16 protein-coding genes are annotated in these 20,178 nt (G+C 67.0%); 3 read left to right on the top strand and 13 right to left on the bottom strand.

Annotated elements, in window-relative coordinates; translation table 11 throughout:
• Positions 1–96: 96 nt before the first annotated feature.
• From BG023_RS06175 to BG023_RS06160, 4 genes are all read right to left on the bottom strand, one after another.
• Complete coding sequence (locus BG023_RS06175; RefSeq protein WP_069309680.1) at positions 97–4,314, bottom strand: translocation/assembly module TamB domain-containing protein; 4,218 nt, start codon at positions 4,312–4,314, stop codon at positions 97–99.
• Positions 4,314–6,551, bottom strand: coding sequence for an autotransporter assembly complex protein TamA (locus BG023_RS06170; protein ID WP_083234579.1), 2,238 nt, complete (start codon positions 6,549–6,551; stop codon positions 4,314–4,316). Before BG023_RS06170 ends, BG023_RS06175 begins: the two co-directional genes overlap by 1 nt.
• A gap of 67 nt (positions 6,552–6,618) precedes the next feature.
• A complete protein-coding gene (locus BG023_RS06165) occupies positions 6,619–7,464 on the bottom strand; it encodes an arginyltransferase (RefSeq protein ID WP_069309679.1) in 846 nt (281 codons plus the stop codon).
• Positions 7,465–7,671: 207 nt separating this feature from the next.
• Positions 7,672–8,934 carry a threonine ammonia-lyase gene (locus tag BG023_RS06160; protein ID WP_069309678.1) on the bottom strand — a complete coding sequence of 421 codons (1,263 nt, stop codon included), beginning with the start codon at positions 8,932–8,934 and terminating at the stop codon, positions 7,672–7,674.
• Between the two features lie 142 nt (positions 8,935–9,076).
• On the opposite strand from BG023_RS06160, the gene BG023_RS06155 reads away from it, so the two are divergent.
• Positions 9,077–10,732 carry an amidohydrolase gene (locus BG023_RS06155; protein WP_069309677.1) on the top strand — a complete coding sequence of 552 codons (1,656 nt, stop codon included), beginning with the start codon at positions 9,077–9,079 and terminating at the stop codon, positions 10,730–10,732.
• Here BG023_RS06155 and tatC read toward each other — a convergent pair whose 3' ends face one another.
• The 9 genes from tatC to BG023_RS06110 all read right to left on the bottom strand — a co-directional run bounded on the left by tatC (position 10,733) and on the right by BG023_RS06110 (position 18,137).
• The gene (gene tatC / locus BG023_RS06150) at positions 10,733–11,542 is read right to left on the bottom strand and encodes a twin-arginine translocase subunit TatC (protein WP_069309676.1); all 810 of its coding nucleotides are present in this window, start codon (positions 11,540–11,542) and stop codon (positions 10,733–10,735) included.
• Positions 11,535–11,930, bottom strand: coding sequence for a Sec-independent protein translocase protein TatB (gene tatB / locus BG023_RS06145; protein ID WP_069309675.1), 396 nt, complete (start codon positions 11,928–11,930; stop codon positions 11,535–11,537). The genes tatC and tatB overlap by 8 nt, the downstream gene beginning before the upstream one ends.
• 37 nt (positions 11,931–11,967) lie before the next feature.
• Positions 11,968–12,204 (bottom strand): twin-arginine translocase TatA/TatE family subunit, encoded by a 237-nt coding sequence (locus BG023_RS06140; protein WP_069309674.1) that lies wholly within the window; start codon positions 12,202–12,204, stop codon positions 11,968–11,970.
• 106 nt (positions 12,205–12,310) lie between these two features.
• On the bottom strand, positions 12,311–12,925 hold the full coding sequence (scpB, locus tag BG023_RS06135; RefSeq protein ID WP_069309673.1) for an SMC-Scp complex subunit ScpB: 615 nt from the start codon (positions 12,923–12,925) through the stop codon (positions 12,311–12,313).
• Positions 12,922–13,686 (bottom strand): segregation and condensation protein A, encoded by a 765-nt coding sequence (locus tag BG023_RS06130; RefSeq protein WP_069311169.1) that lies wholly within the window; start codon positions 13,684–13,686, stop codon positions 12,922–12,924. Before BG023_RS06130 ends, scpB begins: the two co-directional genes overlap by 4 nt.
• A 32-nt stretch (positions 13,687–13,718) precedes the next feature.
• A complete protein-coding gene (gene nagZ, locus BG023_RS06125; RefSeq protein WP_069309672.1) occupies positions 13,719–14,741 on the bottom strand; it encodes a beta-N-acetylhexosaminidase in 1,023 nt (340 codons plus the stop codon).
• A 69-nt stretch (positions 14,742–14,810) separates the two neighbouring features.
• Positions 14,811–15,509 carry an SPOR domain-containing protein gene (locus BG023_RS06120; RefSeq protein WP_069309671.1) on the bottom strand — a complete coding sequence of 233 codons (699 nt, stop codon included), beginning with the start codon at positions 15,507–15,509 and terminating at the stop codon, positions 14,811–14,813.
• Positions 15,510–15,536: 27 nt separating this feature from the next.
• A complete protein-coding gene (gene argS, locus BG023_RS06115; protein WP_069309670.1) occupies positions 15,537–17,285 on the bottom strand; it encodes an arginine--tRNA ligase in 1,749 nt (582 codons plus the stop codon).
• 201 nt (positions 17,286–17,486) lie between these two features.
• The gene (locus BG023_RS06110; RefSeq protein ID WP_069309669.1) at positions 17,487–18,137 is read right to left on the bottom strand and encodes a hypothetical protein; all 651 of its coding nucleotides are present in this window, start codon (positions 18,135–18,137) and stop codon (positions 17,487–17,489) included.
• Positions 18,138–18,208: 71 nt separating this feature from the next.
• On the opposite strand from BG023_RS06110, the gene ispH reads away from it, so the two are divergent.
• Together ispH and thrB are read left to right on the top strand one after the other, a co-directional pair.
• Entirely contained in the window at positions 18,209–19,186 is a 978-nt protein-coding gene (gene ispH, locus BG023_RS06105; RefSeq protein WP_069309668.1) for a 4-hydroxy-3-methylbut-2-enyl diphosphate reductase, read from the top strand.
• Positions 19,187–19,205: 19 nt separating this feature from the next.
• Entirely contained in the window at positions 19,206–20,177 is a 972-nt protein-coding gene (thrB, locus tag BG023_RS06100; protein WP_069309667.1) for a homoserine kinase, read from the top strand.
• Position 20,178: the final 1 nt, after the last annotated feature.

The following is a 20,178-nucleotide window of genomic DNA, read 5'->3' as shown; positions in this document are numbered from 1 at the left end:
AACCCGGTTCGGCGGCGCCAGCCGCCGCAAGCGCGAATGCGCGCCCGCAGCGCCGCAGGCGCGAGGATTTCGCACGCCGGAGGGCGTGCGGAAAAATCAGTAGTCCCGGCTAATTTCGGCCAATACGCTGTCGCGCCCGATGGTCGAGACCGTGCCCAGCAGCGCAAGCCAGCTGGTGATGCGGTATTCGACCTGGGTGGCGCTGTATCCACGCCCGTCGGTCACCAGCTCGACATAGATCTTGCGGGTGATGTTCTTGCCGATGGCAATCCCCGCGCCGCGACCGATCAGCGGATCGGCGCTGATGATCCGCAGCTGATCGAGTCCGATCGAGCGCCGCAGATCGCCAATCGGGTCAAGCCCCGCGCCCCCGCCCTGCAACGCCGCCAGCGCTGCGGCGAGCTGCACCGCATCCGTGGCCGAAAGCGAGGTGACCGACCCGCCGAACAGCAGCCGCGCGAGGATTTCCTCCTCGGGCAGCGCGGGATCGCTGGAGAAGGCGATGCTGGGCGACTGGGCGTTGCCGGTGATCGCGATATCGACATTGGTGTTGTTGCGCGCGGCTTCGGCGAGGATGTCGAGCCGCGGGTTGATCGGCTCGTTCACGTCGAACAGGATGCGCCCTCGGGTCAGCTCGAAGCGGGTGCCGGCGAAGGTATAGTCCCCGCGAACCAGCCGCGCGCTGCCGCCGATGCGCGGATCATTGACCGTGCCGCGCAGCGCGATGTCGATACCCCATTCGCTTTCGAGGCCCAGCCCTTCGACCAGCACCCGATTGGGCGCGGTGGCATCGACGAGATAGCGCCATGCCGCACCGCGCGCGGAAACCTGCGTGCGGCTGCGTCCATCCTCGCCATTGATTTCGCGCGTGGCGATGCGCGGCAGGGCCACATCCTCGGCGGCGTTACCCAGCGCCCAGCGCGCGCCATTCAGGCGAACCCGTCCGGCGATCGTGCCGCCCATCCCGTTCGAGACGATCCGGAGCGGCCCGGTCATGGTGGCCCGGAGCCCGGTGGCGTCAAGCAGGCGTGCATTCTTGACGGCGGCGCGCAGATCAAGCTGCGGCCCGCGCGCCGCGCTCATCCCCGCCAGATCCACGGTGCCGCTGCCCACCACGCTCCCGCCACCCGGGGTGGTTCCGGCAAAGCGCGTCAGTTCGAGCCGTGATCCGGCAAAGCGGCCGCGCGCGCTGATCTTTTCGATCCGCGTGCCGGTCAGCGCGCTGGCGACGGTCAGATCATCGCTCGCAAGCGTGCCGGTGATGCGCGGCTCGGCGAGCGTGCCTGTCGCCCGCGCAGTCATGGCCACCGGCCCGGTCAGATCGAACAGATCGACCGCCGCCAGCCGCCAAAGGGTCTCTGCCGCGCCGTCGAACACCATCCGCGCATCGAGCCGCCCGCGCTTCAGCCGGTCGGCCAGCGCGCCATCCGCCTCCAGTCCGTTGATCCGCAGCGCAAAGTCGCCGCGCCGCGCGTCACCTTCGAGCAAGCGGCCCGCCGCGGTCAGGCGATCAGCCGACAGGTCAATCACTCCCAGCACATTGACCGGCTTGGATGACAGCACCAGCCCGGCGCGGCTGAAGCGGTCGATCCGCACCCGCGCGCGCGCGGTCGGGGCGGCACGGCCCTGCTGGCGATATTCGACAATGCCCGACATCCGTCCGCCGAGGCCGAGTTGCGCCCCGGCAAGGTCGAGCAAGCGCAAGGGCATCCGCGCGAGCTTGAGTTCGAGCGCGGTGTCCTCGCCGCCCAAGTGGCCCGAGGCAATGGCATAGCCGCTGGCAAAGCCTATCTGCGCCGGTTCCAGCCGCCAGCTGCCATCCTCCTCGCGGTTCAGCACCGCGCGGCGCGGCATGGTGATCGTCGCCCCGGCATACTGCCCGCGCACCACCGCCGCGATCTGGCGGGGCGCCACAGCGGCATCGAAATTGAGCGCGAAGCGGTCTGCCCGCCGCCCGCTGATCGCCCCGATGATCTTGCCCCGGCCGTTGTCGATCGCGGCCTTGGCGGTGAGATTGGCGAGCCTGAGCGCACCATATTCGACCCCGGCTGCGGCGAGATCGGCGTCGAAATTGGCATTGCCCTCGGCATAGCGCCCGGTCGCGGCGATATCGGCGCGGGCGATGGTGATCGGGATGTCGCCGCCGAAGCGGGCATTGCGCGCCGCCAGATCGACCGCAAAGCCGACCGCGCCCTCGCCCTGCGGCCGGAACGCCAGCGTGCCGTCGATACCCCCTCCGGCAAGCCGCAGTTCGCCCGATACGCCTTCCTCGCCCAGCACCACCCCGCCGGTGACATTGGTGCGGTAGACATCGAGCCGGTTGATCGCGATCCGCGCAGGCTTCCCTTCTGGCAGAAACAGTTCGAGCGCGCCCTCGAACGGCCCGAGCAGCGATCCGCCCGCCACATCAAGCCCGAACCCGTCACGGCTGGGGGCGAGCGCCACGCGCACGTCCTTGAGCCCGGCGGCGGGATAGGGATCAGCCAGCACGAGCTGCGCGCGCGGGCCATCGGCGGCGAATTCCGCCTCGAAGCTGAACGGCCCGTATTCCACCTGCCGTCCGCTGCCTGCGAGCATGGTGCGCGTGCCTCGGCTGCCCGGCACCACCTTGCTATCGAACCGGGCGGTCAGCCGCGGGGACGACAGCGCGACCTCGCGCAGCACGGTCTGCTGGCCCTTGCCCATGCCAAGTTCGCCATTGAAGCGCACCTGATCGCCCGCGACATGGCGGACGCTGGAATTGCCGATCCTGGTCAGCACACCGGCGAGATTGGCGCGCAGGCTCCACGGCACCTTGGGCCCGAACTTGAGCAGCATCTTGGCGCTGGCATTCACATCGCCCGCGCCCTCGATCTTGAGACCGCGTGCGGTCACTGGCCCGGCAAGCGCATAGGCGCCGCCCGGAACATCGCCGCGCAGGGTCAGCGCCGCCTCCAGCCCGGGGAAAGTCACCTTCGCCGCGTCCGCCGCCAGCCGGTGGCGCGCGAAATCATAGGTCAGAACGCCGCTGATCCGGCCCTTGACCAGCCGCGGATCGGCATAGGCATTGCCGGTCGTCACCCGCTCGCCCGTCACCGCCATCGGCACCGAGAGCACGGTGCCGTCAAACCGCGCGCTGCCTTCCTGTGCCAGCGTGGTCGCGGTCACCCCGCCCGAGATCAGCCGCGCCACATCGATCCGGTGCCGGATGCCGAGATCATCGAAATCGCCCGAAAGATTGGCGGCGAGCTTGGCCCCCTCCAGCCGCACGACATCGCCGAACAGGTCAGGATCGCGCATCGTGAGCATCACCCGCGCGCCGTCGACCCGCTTGTCCGCGAGGTCGACCACCCCGCCGCTGCGCCAGTCGAGCGCGTCGGAAACGGCGGCCATGCGCCCTTCGACGACACTGTCTTCCAACGTGAAGCTGGCGGCGAGAGACAGCACATCGCCCAGCGCGCGTCCGGCGATGGTGGTATCGCCCATGCCGGCCCGCACCTGCCCGAGCACGCCGTAGCGCCCCGCATCATTGCTGATCCGCAGCGCCGCGACCGGCTTGCCAACCGCGCCGACCCGCCGTGCCACCGCCGCGCCGCGCCACCGCTGCCACGTGCCTTCGCCGACGATGCGTCCGGTATAGCCCGCCTTCAGCCCCGTCAGCCCCGCCAGAACGCCGTCCGCCGGGGCCTGATAATCGCCTTCGAGATCGAAGCGGTCGCCATCGGGTTCGGCATCGAGCAGCAGGGCGATGCGGTCGCGCGCGCCCAGCTTTGCCGTGGCATCGATCAGCGCCCGGCCCTCGCGGATATCGACTTTGGCGGCGAGATCCGCGCGTTCATCGCGGGCCGTGGCGACCCCCTTGGCGATGACCAGATTTTCGACCCGCAGCCGGTCGATCCGGATATCGAAATCGGGCAGCAACGGCGCGTCGGGATCGGCGGGCAGCAGCTCGGGCAATCGCTCCAGCCGCCCGCGCCGCGCGGTCAGTTCGCGGATATCGAGACCGCTCCACAACCAGGTCAGCGGTCGCCAGTCGAGCGCGACTTCGGGAATTGTCAGGAACACTCCCTTGGGATCGCTCACCACCACCCGGCGCAGCACGGCCTTGCCATAGATATCGCCCTCGATCCGGCCGACCTTGAAGCGCAGACCCGATGCCGGGGCGACAGCCGCGATCTGGTCGGCAATCACGCGCTTGCCGATCGGGGTCGCGAAGAACCCGGCGATCAGCACCACCGGCCCTAGCAACAGCGCCAGCAGCCAGCCCAGCCGCTTGCCCCAGCGGCGGCGCGCACTCGTACCGGTTTCGGCAGGAGGCATCGGCGTCTCGTCCATCAGAACGCCTGCCCGAGACTAACATAGACCACCACCGGGCTATCGAACTGGGTGGGATTGAGCGGCGTTGCGACATCGACGCGGATCGGGCCGAAAGTGGTCTTGTACCGAATGCCGATCCCGGCGCCGAAGCGGATGTCGGCGAAGTCCGGCGTGGAATCGCGGCCGACCGATCCCGCATCGAGGAACGGCACCACCTCAACCGCCCCGCCCAGCAGCGGCGTTTCCACCCGCGCTTCGAGCGCGAATTCGACCAGCGAGGCCCCGCCGACCGGGTTACCGACCGTGTCGCGCGGGCCGACACCCTGGAACCCGTAGCCGCGCACCGATGCGCCCCCGCCGCCATAAAGCCGCCGCGACGGCGCAATATCCTCGGCAGGCGCACCCTGAATGGTCGCCGCACGCACCCGTCCGGCAAGCACGGTCGATCCGACCAGCTGGTAGGCGCTCGCATCGGCCTGGGCGCGCAGATAGAAGGTTTCGGCCCCGCCCGCTCGCGAGACTTCCGGCGCGAGGAACATCGTCGCGCGGTAACCCTCGCTCGGGTCGAGCAGATCATCGCTCGCATCGAGCGTGATGCTGCCGAACAACCCGCCAATGGTGTAGGTGCGGCGTGGCAACGGCCCGCCCGGCCCGATGCGCACCGTGCGGTTTCGCTCGTCGGTGTAGAGCAGTTCGCCGCCGAGCTGCCAGCTGACCGGCTTCTGGAACAGGATGTTCGACACCTTCTCGAACGTCGTCCGCATCCCGAAGCCGCGCGCATCGACCGCCTCCGTGGTGATATCGCTCGCAAACAGATCGACGCTCAGCACCTGATCGCGGCCGCGGAAGTTGTTGCGCCGCACCCCGATACTCGCGAGTGTTTCGCGCGTGCCGAGGATGCCGCGCAGCCTGAGCGCTCCCTCGGGCGGGAACAGATTGCGGTGCTCCCAGCGCGTCTCAAGCTTGAAACCGTCCTCGGTTCCGTAACCGATCGCGCCTGCGATCGTACGAAGCGGCGCCCGTTCGAACGCGACGTCGAGTGCGACTTCGCCCGGCTGCCCATCCTGCGGCGCACGGGTTTCGCGCGGGGTGACGGTGACGCTCGAGACGAGGCCGGTGGCGATGATCGCGCGGCGCAGATCGGTCTCTAGGCTTTGCTGGAAGACATCGCCCTCATCGAAGCGCGCGATCTCGGCAAGGTGACGGCCCGACAGGAAGCGCGGGTCGCTGCTGGTGACGTCGCCGAACACATATTTGCCGCGCGGCTGGACATCGAGCGTCAGGTCACCTTCGGCGCGGGCGTGGTCGATCAGCAGCTCCGGCTCGGCGACGGCTGCGAAGGGATAGCCGCTTTCACCCAGCGCCACCCGCAGTTCGATCTCGCGTTCGATGATGCGGTCGGCATAAAGCGGATCGCCCGAAGCGATGCCGAAGGCCTGCGTCAACCGGCTGGCATCGGGCTCGGGCAGCGTGGGCAGCGCGCCCAGATCGATCCGCCCGAAGCGGTAGCGTTCGCCGGGGAGGATGTCGAAGCGGACGCTGGGCTCGCTCGCGCTGTCATCGACTTCGCCGGTTTCCTCCTCGCGCGCGCGGCGGCCGCCCGAGAGCTGGCGCACCACATCCCCGCCGTAATAGCCATAGGTGCGCAGAATATCGCCGAGCAGGATCTCGTCCGAACGTGCCCGTGCGGCCACCTGCGGCGCCGAATCCTTGCCCTCATCCAGACCGCGCAAGGTCGACAAATCCCTGAAACGCTGTACGAATTCGGCGCGCTCCGGAAATGCGTCGGGGTTTTTGGGCAAGGCCAGAACGAGCGTGCTGCTGACCTTGGTTTCGGTCAGTTCGGGCACATCGCCAAGCACCGGAGCGGCGATCATTGCAAGCGCCTCAAGATCGGGATCGGACGGTAACGGTTCCGGCACATCGAAGGCGGATTCGGCCAGCATGGCCTCGGTTTCGGGCAGCAAGCCGGGGTCAACATCGGGGCTGCCCGGGGTCAGGGCGGCGTCAAGCTCGGCCAGGACGGGGTCAAGATCGGGGCTGGCGAGATCAGGTTCGACTGCCATCGCGTCCACCCCGGCAGCCGCCCAGGCTTCGGGATCGGTCACCGCCGCATCCGGGATCAGATCGGCAAGGTTTTGCGGCACCTCGACCGGTTCGGGAGGCGGCGCATCCTCGCTCACTTCTGCTGCGGGCTGGGATTGGGCGGCGAGCGGGGTGGTAGCAGCCCAGAAAGCCAACGCCAGCGCCAGCATCAGCGCTGACGCCCCGTGACCCCATCCTTCGCGAAAGAGAAAACCGGACGCGCGAGCGCGGCTGTGCTCAGCTTCCCGGAAACTTGATAGGCTGGCCATCCTTGCCTCGCACTCCGGCCAACGCCAAGTCCGGCGTACGGCGCGGCGCGGTCGCTGCGACGATCAGCCGATGCTGTTCCTCGGTGTCCATCAACTGCCAGCCTTCGCGGGTCAAGCGCTCAAGCGGGCGATAGCGCACTTTGTACTGCATCCGCGGGCTGCCCTCGACCCAGTACCCGAGATAGACATAGGGCAGGCCCTCAGCGGCCGCGCGCATGATGTGATCGAGGATGATGTAGTTCCCCAGCCCCGCCCGGCCTTCCAGATCGGGATCGTAGAACGAATAGATCATCGACAGCCCGTCGCCCTGCCGGTCGGTCAGGCAAGCGCCGACCAGCCGACCGGGCCGGCCGCCGACATCGGGTTCGCGATACTCGGTCACCACGCTGTTGACCGGCGTGTGTTCGATCATGTCGGCATAATCGAGCTCGTCCATCGCCGACATGCCGCCGTCGGGATGGCGCGCGCCGAGATATTTGGCGAGCAGCGCGAATTGTTCGTCAGTGGCCCAAGGGCGGCATTCGGTGACGACCAGATCGGCATTGCGCTTGAGATCGCGCTTCTGCGTGCCGGAAGGCACAAACTTGCTGGCCACCACGCGCACCGACACGCAGGCATGGCAATCGAGGCAGGAGGGCCGGTAGGCGACCGTCTGGCTGCGGCGGAACCCGATGCGGCCCAGCGCCTCGTTCAACTGATCGGCGTGCGCGCCTTTGAGTTCGGTGAACACCTTGCGCTCGCTGCGGCCCGGTAGATAGGGGCACGGCGCAGGGCTGGTCACGAAGAACCGGGGAAAGCGGATCGGTGCCGTCACAGCTGGGGCCTATCCTTCTGCGCGCGTGAATCGCGGGTGCGAGTGTTAAGAAAATCTTATGCCTGCACCTTCGCGTCGGTAAAAGTCCCTTAACCATGAAAATAGCGCGAAAGTTGCTTGAGCCGCAGAACGCAGCCGCAAAAGCGCGCACACCACGACACATCCCGGGACAATCGCCCGGCCAGCCTCACCCGATTTTCGCTTGGATCAGCCCAGTTCGACCAGCTGCACCGAATAGCCCTTGGCGCGCAGCCCTTCGACCAGCCGTTCGACCTGCTCGGCATCGCGCGCCTCGCATTCGATATCGGTTATCAGGCCCTTGGCGGGCAGCGTGGTGAAGATGCGCTGGTGATAGATCTCGATGATGTTGACGTTGTGCTCGTCAAACAGGCGCATGACCTTGAACAGCGCGCCGGGGCGGTCCTGCAACGTGATCCTGAGGCGGGCCAGACGTCCCTGCCGCGCCAGATCGCGCAGCAGCACGTTGGCGAGCAGGCGGGTGTCGATATTGCCGCCGCATAACGCGAGGCCGATGCTCTTGCCGGCAAATCGCGCCGGATTGCTGAGCACCGCGGCAAGACCCGCTGCGCCCGCGCCTTCAACCACGGTCTTTTCGATCTGGAGCAGCAGCGCCACCGCCTTTTCGAGCGCGGGTTCGTCCACGAGAAGAATGTCGTCCACCCGTTCGGCAATAACCTTGGCGGTGAAGTCACCCGGCTGCTTGACCGCAATGCCTTCAGCCAGCGTGTCGCCGCCGCAGGGGAGATTCGCGCCCTTGATCCGGTCGAACATCGACGGGAACAGCGCGGCCTGCACGCCGACAACCTCGATCGCCGGGTTCATCGCCTTGGCGACGGTCGCCATCCCCGAAATCAACCCGCCCCCGCCAATCGGCGTGACGATGCAATCGAGATCGGGCTTCACGGTGAGCATTTCGAGCGCGACCGTGCCTGCGCCCGCCGCAACGTGCGGATCATCGAAGGGGTGGACGAAGGTCAGGCCCAGCTCGCCTTCGAGCTTCCTCGCATGGGCATAGGCTTCATCGAAGGTCTCGCCTTCGAGCACGACCTTGCCGCCGACGCTTTCGGTCTGCATCACCTTCACCGTCGGCGTGGTGCGCGGCATGACGATGGTAACCGGCACGCCGAGGCGGGTGCCGTGGTAGCTGAGACCTTGCGAATGGTTGCCTGCCGAGGCCGCGATCACACCGCGCGCGCGCTGCTCGTCATTGAGCTGGAGCAGCGCGTTGAGCGCACCGCGTTCCTTGTAGGCGGCGGTGAACTGAAGGTTCTCGAACTTCAGCCAGATATCCGCGCCGGTAATTTCCGACAGGGTAATCGAGTGCATCATCGGCGTGTTGACCACCGCACCGGCAATGCGGGCGGCGGCGGCGCGAACGTCGTCAAGGGTCAGGTCGGCCGGCGTGGCGGCGGCACCTTTGGGGCTGGATGATGCAAGCTGCGTGGACATAGTGCCGCCGCGATTAGGCGCTTGGGGCCGCAAGGGCAATCACTTGGCCGAGGATTTCGTATGCGCGCGCCCGTTGGCAAGCGTGCGGCAACGCGATAGCAAGCGCTCCACCCGCATTTCCCTGCCTAGTCCAAGGATCGCCATGCTCCGCTTTGCCGCCGTTTCGCTTGCTGCCGTTTCCACCTTTGCTCTCTCGGCGCCCGCGTGGGCCGATACGCTGGTCGACAATGTCGACGGGGTGACCATCGACGCCGACGGCAAGGTCAAGCGCTTCACCGGCCTGGTGTTCGACGAGGACGGCAAGGTTACGCAGGTGCTCGCCCGCGGCGAGGCGCGTCCGCAGGTCGATTACCGGCTTGATGGCGAGGGCAAGGTGATGCTCCCCGGCATGATCGACGCGCACGTCCACGTGATGGACATCGGCTTTGCCGCGCTGACGCTCGACCTGTCGGATACGACTTCGCTCGAGAACGCGCTCGCCAAGATCAAGGCCTTTGCCGAGGCCAATCCGGGCCGCCCGTGGATCCTCGGTCGCGGCTGGAACCAGGAGAAGTGGGGCCTCGGCCGGTTCCCCACTGCCGCCGAACTCGACGCGGTGGTGAGCGACCGCCCGGTGTGGCTCGAACGGGCGGATAATCACGCCAACTGGGCGAACACGCTGGCGATCACCACGGCAGGCATCACCGCCAAGACCCCCGATCCGGCGGGCGGCAAGATCATCCGCGATGCCAAGGGCAATCCGGCGGGCGTCTTCGTCGACAAGGCGGTGCCGCTGATCGGCGCGGTCGTTCCCCCGCCCCGCCCGGAAGACCGCGATCTCGCCTTCGCCGCCGCGCAGGACGTGCTGCTGGCCAAGGGCGTGACTGCGGTGGCCGACATGGGAACCAAGGCCCCTGACTGGACGACCTTCCGCCGGGCGGGCGATGAAGGGCGGTTGCGGATCCGCATCATGTCCTATGCCGACAGCTTCGAAACGCTCGAACTGATGGCCGGGCCGCAGCCCACCGGCTGGCTCTATGGCGACCGGCTGCGGATGGGCGGGATCAAGCTGTTCCTTGACGGCGCATTGGGATCACGCGGGGCCAGCCTCAAACAGCCCTACGCCGACGAGCACGGCACACGCGGGTTGCCGCTGCTCTCGCCGACCCAGCTCCGCAACCTGATGAGCCGTGCGGCGATGGACAATTTCCAGACTGCCGTTCACGCGATCGGCGATGCCGCCAATGCCGAAGTGCTAGGGGCTATCGAGGAATTGTCGGCGAGCTACGAGGGCGACCGCCGCTGGCGGATCGAACACGCGCAGATCGTCGATCCGGCAGACCTGCCGCGCCTCGGCCAGCACGGGGTGATCGCCTCGATGCAGCCGCTGCACCAGACGTCCGACCGGCTCATGGCCGAAGCGCGGCTCGGGCCGGACCGGCTCAAGGGCGCCTATCCGTGGCGCTCTGTGATGAGCGTGGGCGGTCGACTGGCGTTCGGTTCCGACGCGCCGGTGGAACCTGCCGATCCCTGGGCCGGCATGGCCGCCGCGATCAGCCGCACCGATGCGAGCGGCCAGCCCTTTGGCGGGTGGTTCCCGGAGGAGAGCGTGAGCCGCGAAGCCGCGCTCGCCGGGTTCACCTCCGATGCTGCCTATGCCGGATTTGCCGAGGGCCGCTTCGGCCGGCTGATCCCGGGCGAGCGGGCGGACTTCCTGCTGGTTGACCGGGACCCGCTGTTCGCCTCGCCCGACGCGATCCGCCAGACGCAGATACATGAAGTGTGGATCGGCGGGGTGAAGGTCAAAGGCGCGGAGTAACTACTCCGCTGCCGCCTTCTCCGCCGCTTCCTCGGCTTCGCGCGCGGCCTTGTCGGCGGCGACCGCCTTTTCCTGCCAGCGCATCAGGAACAGCGAGGCTTCAAACAGCAGGCACAGCGGCAGTGCGAGAATGATCTGCGAGCCGGGATCGGGCGGGGTTACGATCGCCGCGATGACGAAGATCACCACGATCACATAGCGCCGCGCCGCCACCATCTGCGCGCGGGTGACGATCCCGGCGCGGTGGAGCAGCAACAGCAGCACCGGCAAAAGGAATGTGATCCCGAAGCCGAGAATGAACTGCATTACGAGACTGAGGTATTCCCCCGCGCTCGGCAGCGCCTCGACCTTGAGCCCGCCCGCCTCGCCGCCAAAGCCGAGGAAGAACCGGAACGCGGTCGGCATGACCACGAAATAGGCCAGCGATGCGCCCGCGCCAAACAGCACCGGCGTTGCGAACAGGAACGGCAGGAAGGCTTTCTTCTCGCGCGCATAGAGCCCCGGCGCGACAAAGGCCCAGAGCTGGTTGGCGATGACCGGAAAACTCACCATGAACCCGGCGAACAGCGCCACTTTCAGTTCGACGAAGAACACTTCTGGCAGCTTGGTGAAGATCAGCTGGCCCTGCCCGTTGGGGAAAGCCTGCTTGAGCGGAAAGATCAGCAGGCCGAGAATTTCGTCCGAGAAATAGAGGCAAATCGCAAAGCCCACACCGAGCGCCAGCAAGGCACGGATGATGCGGGTGCGCAGCTCGATCAGGTGGTCGAGCAGCGGCGCGCGCGTCTCGTCGAGATCCTTGACCTCAAACATCGCCTGCCCCCTTCGGCGCAGGATCGGCGGGCGGTGTTTCGGCTGGTGGCGGGGTGTCAAGCGGCGGCGGCGCGTCAACCGGCGGCGGTACCGGCGCTGCCACGGGGGGCGGGCCGGTCATCACCGGAGCGCCCGCTTCGGCTTCCGTCAAAGCAGCGGAACGGCGCATGATTTCCTCGTTCTGCGCCTTCCACTTCTTTTCCATTTCCTCCAGCTCGGCCTCGCGCACCATCGCGTCGATGCCCGAACGGAAATGCGCCGACATCCGCCGCATCTTGCCGATCCAGCGTCCGGCGGTGCGCATGGCGAGCGGCAGGTCCTTCGGCCCGATCACGACGACCGCGACGATCAGGATGACCAGCAGTTCGGAAGCACCGATATCGAACATGGCGCGGTGCGGCCGTGCCGCCTCCTTGACCGGGCGCTCAAGCGCCGGTGGTGTCGGTCTTGTCGGCCGTAGGGGCGGTTTCGCTCGGCGTGGGCGCAGGCGGTTCGATCCGAGCGGCCTTGGCGGCGGTTTCCTCGGTCTCGTTGAGGCCCTTCTTGAAGCTCGAAATGCCCTTGCCGAAATCGCCCATCATCTCGGAGATACGGCCGCGGCCGAACAGCACCAGCACGATCACCAGCACAATCAGCCAGTGCCAGATCGAAAAGCTACCCATGTCTCAACTCCTGAACGGCGGCGGGGGAATGGCCGCTCCGATTGGCCGGGGCGCACCCCGGCTGCTCATAACGCTCCATTTAGGGCAAGCCTTCGGGAAATGCGAGTCAGTCCGCCAAATTTGCGTCGCTCTCGTCGACCTCGTCAGCTTCGAACTGCATCGCCGCCTCCATCGCCTCGTCGACCGGATCGAGCAGACCTGCGGCGCGCAATTCGTCGATGCCCGGGAGGTCACGGCGGCTGGCAAGGCCGAAGTGGTCGAGGAATTCGGGCGTGGTGGCGTAAATCACCGGGCGGCCCGGCACCTCGCGGCGGCCGGCGAGCCGGATCCACCCCGCTTCAAGCAGCACGTCGAGCGTACCCGCGCTGGTCTGCACCCCGCGGATCGATTCAATCTCCGCCCGGCTGACAGGCTCGTGATAGGCGATGATCGCGAGGACCTCGGTCGCGGCGCGGCTGAGGCGGCGCACCTGTTCCTTCTCGCGGCGCAGCAGATGGGCCAGATCAGGCGCGGTCTCGAAGTGCCAGCGACCGCCGCGCTCGACCAGTTGCACCCCGCGCTGGCGATAGGCGGCTTCGAGCTGCCCCAGCGCCTCGCGCACGTCCGCCGGTTCCAGCCCGCCGAGATGGGCCGCGAGCGCCTCGACGCTCAGCGGTTCTTCCGAAGCGAACAACGTCGCTTCGACCGCGCGTTCCAGTGTGCCGGGTGCGTTCTCGTTCATGCCGCCGCGCCCTCCTTGAGACGGCGGATGCGCAAGGGGGCGAAGGCACCGTCCTGTTCAAGTTCGGCCTTGCCGCGTTTGGTCAGTTCGAGCGCCGCGACGAAGCTCGATGCCAGCGCCGAACGGCGCAATTCGGGCGAGGCATGGGGCGGCAGGAAGTCACGGATATCCATCCAGTCAAGCGTCACGCCGAGCATCGCCGAGACCCGCTCCAGCGCGGAATCGAGCGTCATCACGGGACGGTTGGCGATGTGGTAGATACGCGGCGCTGTGCGCGCCTTGACCTGCCCATAGGCCTGGATCAGCGCGAACATATCGCTGCGCCAGACGATCTTGCGATCGGTTCTGAGACCTTCGGGCGCGCCCCGCAGAAACACGTCGCGCCCTATCCGGTCACGCCCCATCAGCCGCGCGGCGGCCTCGCGCATCGCGCCCAGGCGTTGCAGCCGCAGTTGCAGCCGCAGCGCGAGTTCTTCGGGCGAGGGGTCTTCCTGCTCCTCCTTGGGCAGCAGCATCGCCGATTTGAGATAGGCGAGCCACGCCGCCATCACGAGGTAATCGGCGGCCAGCTCCAGCTTCAGCGCGCCCGCCCGCTCGATATAGGTGAGATACTGGTCGACCAGCGCGAGGATCGAGATCTGCCGCAGGTCAACCTTCTGCCGCCGCGCCAGATCAAGCAGCAGGTCGAGCGGGCCTTCCCAGCCGTCGAGCTCAAGGTAGAGCGCATCGGCATCGGGCTTGCCGGTCTCCGGCGGGAACATGAAGGGCACCTCGCCCCCATCCAGAACCGCGTTCATGCCGCCGCTCCCGTCAGCGCCAGCAGCGCATCGCGCTTGGCCAGCAGCTCGCGCTGTTCAGGCGCGATCGCGGGAGCAATGCGGGTACCGGCCAGCGCCCGGTCGAGCCGCGCGGCAGTGGCATCGGACATTTCGGGGAGCACTTCACAGATGCCCTCCATATCGTGCATCTTCGCCCAGCAGTTGAGGATGATGTCGCACCCAGCCTCATACGCCCGCGCGGCGCGTTCGGGGATGGTGCCGCCCAGCGCCTCCATGTCGATATCGTCGGTCAGCAGCAGACCATCAAAGCCGATGCTGCCGCGGATGATATCGCGGATCACAGTTTCCGACAGCGTCGCCGGGTTCTCGGCATCCCAGGCGGTGAACACCAGATGCCCGGTCATCCCGATGGGCGCATGATTGAGCGTGCGGAACGGGACGAGATCGTCCTCCAGCTCTTCGGCGCTGGCGGTGACGGTGGGTAGCGCCTTGTGGGTATCAACGTCGGTGCGGCCGTGGCCGGGCATATGCTTGATGCAGCCCGCCACGCCGCCTGCCGCCAACCCTTCGAGGATTGCGCGGCCGAGGCTCGCAACCTGCACCGGATCGGCGCCCAGTGCGCGGTCGCCGATCACGTCGTGCGCCCCCGGCACCCTGAGATCGAGCGGCGGGTGGTAATCGACCGTGATCCCCATCGCCGACAGCTCCAGCGCCATTGCAGTGGCACTGGCGCGCGCGGCCTCAATCGCGCTGGCGGGGGCGATGTCGTAAAGCTGCGCGAAGGCATCGCCGCAGGGGTAAGGCGACCAGTGCGGCGGACGCAGACGGGCGACGCGGCCGCCTTCCTGATCAATCGACACCAGCAACCGATCACGCCCGTGGATACTCCGCAAATCGTCGGTCAGCGCGCGCAGTTGCTCGGGATCGACGCAATTGCGCCCGAACAGGATATAGCCCGCCGGGTCAGCCGCGCGGAAGAACGCGCGCTCGTCAGCCGTCAATTGCGGGCCGCTGAGGCCGAAGATCGCCGGAGTCATCCTGGCAAGGTCGCACTCTGACCGAGGACAGGCAAGGGCGAGAGCAGGTCAAGAACGGGGAAAAACCCCTTACTTGATCTGGCAATCGACCCCGTCGGCCTTGAGCGCGGCGCAAAGGCGCTCGGCCTCGGCGCGGCTCGGAGCCACGGCCTGCAAGCGATAGACAGTGCCGATATCGACCTTGCCCTCGACCACGCGGTATTTGACCCCGGTGAGCACGTCGGTGCGACGGGTGACCTCGGCCCAGCCCTGTTCGGCGCGGGCGCGGGTGCCATAGGCGGCAAGCTGCACGCCCACGCCCGGAACATTTGCCGCTGCCGCACTCGGCGAAGCGCTGGGCGCGGTGACGGGGACAAGCTTGGGCGACGGCACTGTCGGGGTCGCGGCGGGCGCGGGATCCTTGCTTGCAACCACGGCATCGCGCTTGCCGCCCTCGCCAACCACAGGCGCGAGGTTACCGGTGCCGGCGAATTCCTTGCCCCCCGGATCATCGGGGCGTTGCTTGATCGGGCCGGCCGGCGCCTCGATCACAGAGCCATCGGCGACCACCTCGGTCCCGATATTCTGGTTCGAAATGACCCAGACACCGCCCACAACCGCGCCGAGCAGCACCAGCAGCACGACGGCGAAGCCGAGGATCTGCGACGTATCGAGCCCGCCCGCATCCTCGTCTTCCTCATCGGATTCGAGCCACGGCAGGCTGTCGGTCGCGGCGAGATCAAGCTCGTCGTTCCCGCCGTCCAGTTCCTCGTATTCGGCATCGATCATCACGAAACCCCGTGCCCCCCGGCTGTCTTACATGCTTTCGACCGCCTCGACGCCGAGCACGCCGAGACCGTTTCGGATGACTTGCCCGATTGCTTGGGCAAGGAAAAGCCTTGCCGCAGTCAGGCTGGCATCCTGTTCCACGATGAAGCGCTTTTCCACGCGGTCATTACCCAGGTTCCAGAAGGAATGGAGATCGGCCGCAAGGTCATAGAGGTAGAAGGCAATCCGGTGCGGTTCGCGCGCGCGGGCTGCCGCCTCGATTTCGCGCGGGAACTGCGCGGCACGGGCGACCAGCGCCAGCTCCTCCGCGCCCAGCAGATCGAGGTTGGCATCAGACGGCGCAAACCCCGCCTCGGCGGCCTTCCGCAGGGTCGAACGGATCCGGGCGTGGGCATATTGCACATAGAACACCGGATTGTCCTTCGAGGCTTCGACCACCTTGTCGAAATCGAAGTCCATCTGGGCGTCGGGCTTGCGGGTGAGCATGGTGAAGCGCACCACGTCCTTTCCGACCATCTCGACGACGTCGGCCAGCGTCACGAAGTTACCCGCCCGCTTCGACATCTTGAACGGCTGGCCGCCCTTCATCAGCTGCACCATCTGGACCAGCTTGACCTCGAACGGCTTGGGCGCAGCACCGTCCGCGCTGGTCAGCGCAGCAACCGCCGCCTTGATCCGCTTGACCGTTCCCGCATGGTCAGCACCCCAGATATCGACGAGAGCATCGGCATCCTGCGCCTTCTGGAAGTGGTAGGCCAAGTCCGCGCCGAAATAGGTCCACGCCCCGTTCGATTTCTTGATCGGGCGATCCTGATCGTCCCCGAACTTGGTCGAACGGAACAGCGGCAGCGAGACCGGCTCCCAGTCTTCGGGCGGGGCCTTGCCCTTGGGGGCTTCGAGCACGCCGTCATAAACGAGATCATGGTCGCGCAGCCACTTCTCGGCCGCATCGACCTTGCCCGAGGCCTGCAATTCTGCCTCGGAAGAGAACAGGTCGTGCTTGATGCCGAGCGTCGCCAGATCCTCGCGGATCATGTCCATCATCGCCGCGACCGCGCGGGTGCGGAACAGGATCAGCCAGTCGCTCTCGGGCGCGGCGGCATATTGGTCACCGAACTCGGCCGCGAGCGCCTTGCCCACGGGGACGAGGTAATCGCCGGGATACAGGCCCTCGGGGATCGTGATCTCTTCGCCCAGCGCCTCGCGATACCGCATGTGCACTGAGCGGGCGAGAACATCGACCTGCGCGCCGGCATCGTTGACGTAGTATTCCTTGGTGACGCGGTGGCCGGCGAATTCGAGCAGCCCGGCGAGCGCATCGCCCACCACCGCGCCGCGGCAATGGCCCATGTGCATCGGGCCAGTGGGGTTGGCCGAGACATATTCGACATTGACCATGCGGCCCTCGCCCATGCCCGAACGGCCATAATCTGCGGCGAGGCTGGCGATCGCGGCCAGCTCGTCCAGCCATGCCTGCGGGGCGAGCCGCAGGTTGATGAAGCCGGGGCCGGCGATGTCGGCACTGGTGATCGCGGGATGCGCGGCGAGCTTGGCGACAATCGCCTCGGCCAGCGCACGCGGGTTCATCCCGGCGCCCTTGGCCAGCACCATCGCGGCATTGGTCGCCAGGTCGCCGTGCGAGGCATCGCGCGGCGGTTCGAGCGTGACGTTGGCAAAGGAGGTGCCCGCAGGCAGCACGCCTTCGCCGACCAGATCGGTCAGCACGGTTTCGGTCAGCGCGGCATAGGCCGCATAAAGGGTCTTGGGCTTGGTCATGGTTATCTCGTGCGTCAGGCGCGGTGTATCGCGCGTGCAAGAAAGGAAGCGGGGTCCCGGGTCAAGTCCGGGACGACGTTAGACTGAAATCACCCCTCGACGCCAAAGGCGTCGCGAGCGCACGCGCGCGAGCCGCAGGTGCCCGGAGCGCAGCGGAGGAACAGCACCGAGGACGGGGGTGCGGAGGCGCCCCCGCAATCGTCAACGCGTCACGTTATACTTCAGCTGGTCCTCGGTCAGCTGGAAGCCGACCAGCATTTCGAACCGGGTGCGGGCGATTGCCGCCTTCACTTCCGGATCGGCCAGCGGATCGAGCGCGGCCTCGGCATCGCCGGCGCGTCGTCGCTTGGTGATCTTCTCGCGAATATCCTCGGGCAGCGCGGCATCGGCGCGGTTGACGAAGCTGCCCGCCTTGCCGGTCGCGGTTGCGCGATCCTGCCCGTCGGCAAAGGTCAGCGTGACGGTGCCGATGCGCTTGGCGACGACCGCACTGCCGCCGCGCAGCACCGTGATGAAATAAGGCAGCTCAACCGTCCGCGCCCCGCGCGTATCGGTGCGGCGCGCGTTCACGGTGAAGGTCGCCTCGGAATAGACCTGTTCGGCGGTATCGTTGCAGGAGGCGCGCAGATCGGTCATCGCCGCGCTCACATCGATGTTCGCCGCAGTGGTATCGCCGGGAACGCGGAAGGTGGTGACATCGCCGGTGTAATCGGGAATCCCCACCGCCGGACACAGCGTCAGCACGCTGGCGATGCCGACGCCCTGATCGATCACGAGCTCGCCCTTCTGCGAACAGGCAGACAGAGCCGCCACAGCGGTCAGAGCAAAAAGGGCGCGTGCGCGAAGCATCATTAAGGCCGTCCTCGAATTTACGATCCCGTGCGCCCTAGCGAGGACGGGCACAAAGCGCTAGAGGGAGCAATATGAACGCGCCCTTTCCCGCATCCGATGCCCCCGCTGCCGAGCGCCCGCCGCTCAATCTGCTGATCGCTGCCCCGCGCGGCTTCTGCGCCGGGGTCGACCGCGCGATCGAGATCGTCGAGAAGGCGCTCGAACGCTATGGCTCACCGGTCTATGTCCGGCACGAGATCGTCCACAACAAATATGTTGTCGAAGGGCTGAAGGCCAAGGGCGCGATCTTCGTCAAGGAACTCGACGAAGTGCCCGATGATGCCCCGGTGGTGTTCAGCGCCCACGGCGTGCCCAAGGTGGTGCCGGCCGAAGCCAAGCGCCGCAACCTGCTCTATGTCGATGCCACCTGCCCGCTGGTCAGCAAGATCCACCGCCAGGCCGAACGCCAGATCGAAAAGGGCCGCCACATCATCTTCATCGGCCATGAAGGCCACCCTGAAGTGATCGGCACGATGGGGCAGGTCGAACCGGGACAGATGACGCTGGTGGAAACCATCGAGGACGTCGACAAGCTGCCGTTCGATTCCGATGAGGAACTGGCCTACCTCACCCAGACCACGCTTTCGGTGGACGACACGCGCGAGGTGATCCAGGCGCTCGAATGGCGCTATCCCAACATCTCCGGCCCGCGTGCCGAGGACATCTGCTACGCCACCTCCAACCGCCAGGCGGCGGTCAAGGAACTAGCGCATGATTGCGATCTTGTGCTGGTGATCGGTGCGCCCAATTCGTCCAATTCACTGCGACTGGTCGAGGTGTCCGAACGGCTCGGCACCCCCGCCAAGCTGATCCAGCGCGCCAGCGAGATCGATTTCGCGTGGCTCGAAGGGGTCGAGACACTGGGGCTCACCGCCGGGGCATCGGCGCCCGAAGTGCTGGTGCGCGAAGTGGTGGCGGCGCTGGGCGAACAACGCACCATCCGCGAAAAGGAAATCACCGCCACGGTCGAGAAGATGGTCTTCAAGCTGCCGCGCCAGCTGACCGAATAGAAGCGCAGGCGGGGAGTCAGTGGCGGTCTACACCCATCTCGGGGCCGAGGATCTCGCCCGGCTGATCGCGCAATATGACGTGGGCGATCTGGTGATGGCCAAGGGCATTGCCGAGGGCGTGTCCAATTCCAACTGGCTGGTTGAGACGACAGGTTCGGGCAACAGCGGCACGCGCTTTATCCTCACGCTCTACGAACGGCGGATCGACTATGCCGATCTGCCCTATTTCCTCGATCTGCTCGATCATCTCGCGGCCAAGGGTTGCCCGGTGCCGCGCACCATGCACGACCGCGAAGGCGCATCCTACCGCATGGTCGAAGGCAAGGCCGCTGCGCTGATCGAATTCCTGCCGGGCGTATCGCCAACGCGCCCCAGCGCGGTGCAGGCACGGGCCGTGGGCGAGGTGCTGGCAAAGCTCCACCTCGCCGCGCAGGATTTCCCGCACAGCCGCGCCAACGCGATGGATTTCGCCGCCAGCGCCGCGATCCTTGACGCGTGCGGAGCAGAGCGGCTGGCGACCATCCACCCCGATCTGCCCGCGATGATCGGCCATGCCGATGCCGCCGCCGCGCTCGATCTGTCGGCGCTCCCGCAATCGCAGACCCACACCGATCTGTTCCCCGACAACGTGCTGATGCTGGGCGGCAAGGTGACGGGGCTGATCGATTTTTATTTCGCCTGCACCGGGCCTATGGTGCTCGATCTGGCGGTGACGCACGCGGCGTGGTGCTTTGGCGCGGATAACCGCTATCTGCCGGAACTCAGCAGCGCGCTGGTCGCAGGGTATGAAAGCGTCCGCCCGCTCGAAGCGGAGGAACGCGCGCTGTTTCCCGAAGTTGCCAAGGGTGCCTGCCTGCGGTTCGTGGCGAGCCGCGCCGAAGACTGGCTCGATACGCCCGACGATGCGCTGGTCACCCGCAAGGACCCGATGCAATTCGCCGCGCGCTGGCGGTTTTACGCGGATAGCGGCGCGGCGGTGCTTGCGGGCTGAG

Source organism: Porphyrobacter sp. LM 6 (assembly GCF_001720465.1).
GTDB lineage: Bacteria > Pseudomonadota > Alphaproteobacteria > Sphingomonadales > Sphingomonadaceae > Erythrobacter.
Note: the sequence above shows the minus strand (reverse complement) of the source record. Positions and strands in the feature narration are given on the sequence as shown.

What these genes read in the sequence shown, in the direction of transcription:
- BG023_RS06160 (WP_069309678.1), bottom strand. Translation starts at nt 8,934, where the DNA reads ATGTCCACGCAGCTTGCATCATCCAGCCCCAAAGGTGCCGCCGCCACG.
- BG023_RS06120 (WP_069309671.1), bottom strand. Translation starts at nt 15,509, where the DNA reads ATGATCGATGCCGAATACGAGGAACTGGACGGCGGGAACGACGAGCTT.
- BG023_RS06170 (WP_083234579.1), bottom strand. Translation starts at nt 6,551, where the DNA reads ATGCTGGCGCTGGCGTTGGCTTTCTGGGCTGCTACCACCCCGCTCGCC.
- tatC (WP_069309676.1), bottom strand. Translation starts at nt 11,542, where the DNA reads ATGTTTGAGGTCAAGGATCTCGACGAGACGCGCGCGCCGCTGCTCGAC.
- nagZ (WP_069309672.1), bottom strand. Translation starts at nt 14,741, where the DNA reads ATGACTCCGGCGATCTTCGGCCTCAGCGGCCCGCAATTGACGGCTGAC.
- tatB (WP_069309675.1), bottom strand. Translation starts at nt 11,930, where the DNA reads ATGTTCGATATCGGTGCTTCCGAACTGCTGGTCATCCTGATCGTCGCG.
- BG023_RS06140 (WP_069309674.1), bottom strand. Translation starts at nt 12,204, where the DNA reads ATGGGTAGCTTTTCGATCTGGCACTGGCTGATTGTGCTGGTGATCGTG.
- BG023_RS06155 (WP_069309677.1), top strand. Translation starts at nt 9,077, where the DNA reads ATGCTCCGCTTTGCCGCCGTTTCGCTTGCTGCCGTTTCCACCTTTGCT.
- scpB (WP_069309673.1), bottom strand. Translation starts at nt 12,925, where the DNA reads ATGAACGAGAACGCACCCGGCACACTGGAACGCGCGGTCGAAGCGACG.
- BG023_RS06175 (WP_069309680.1), bottom strand. Translation starts at nt 4,314, where the DNA reads ATGGACGAGACGCCGATGCCTCCTGCCGAAACCGGTACGAGTGCGCGC.
- argS (WP_069309670.1), bottom strand. Translation starts at nt 17,285, where the DNA reads ATGACCAAGCCCAAGACCCTTTATGCGGCCTATGCCGCGCTGACCGAA.
- BG023_RS06110 (WP_069309669.1), bottom strand. Translation starts at nt 18,137, where the DNA reads ATGATGCTTCGCGCACGCGCCCTTTTTGCTCTGACCGCTGTGGCGGCT.
- BG023_RS06130 (WP_069311169.1), bottom strand. Translation starts at nt 13,686, where the DNA reads ATGTTCCCGCCGGAGACCGGCAAGCCCGATGCCGATGCGCTCTACCTT.
- ispH (WP_069309668.1), top strand. Translation starts at nt 18,209, where the DNA reads ATGAACGCGCCCTTTCCCGCATCCGATGCCCCCGCTGCCGAGCGCCCG.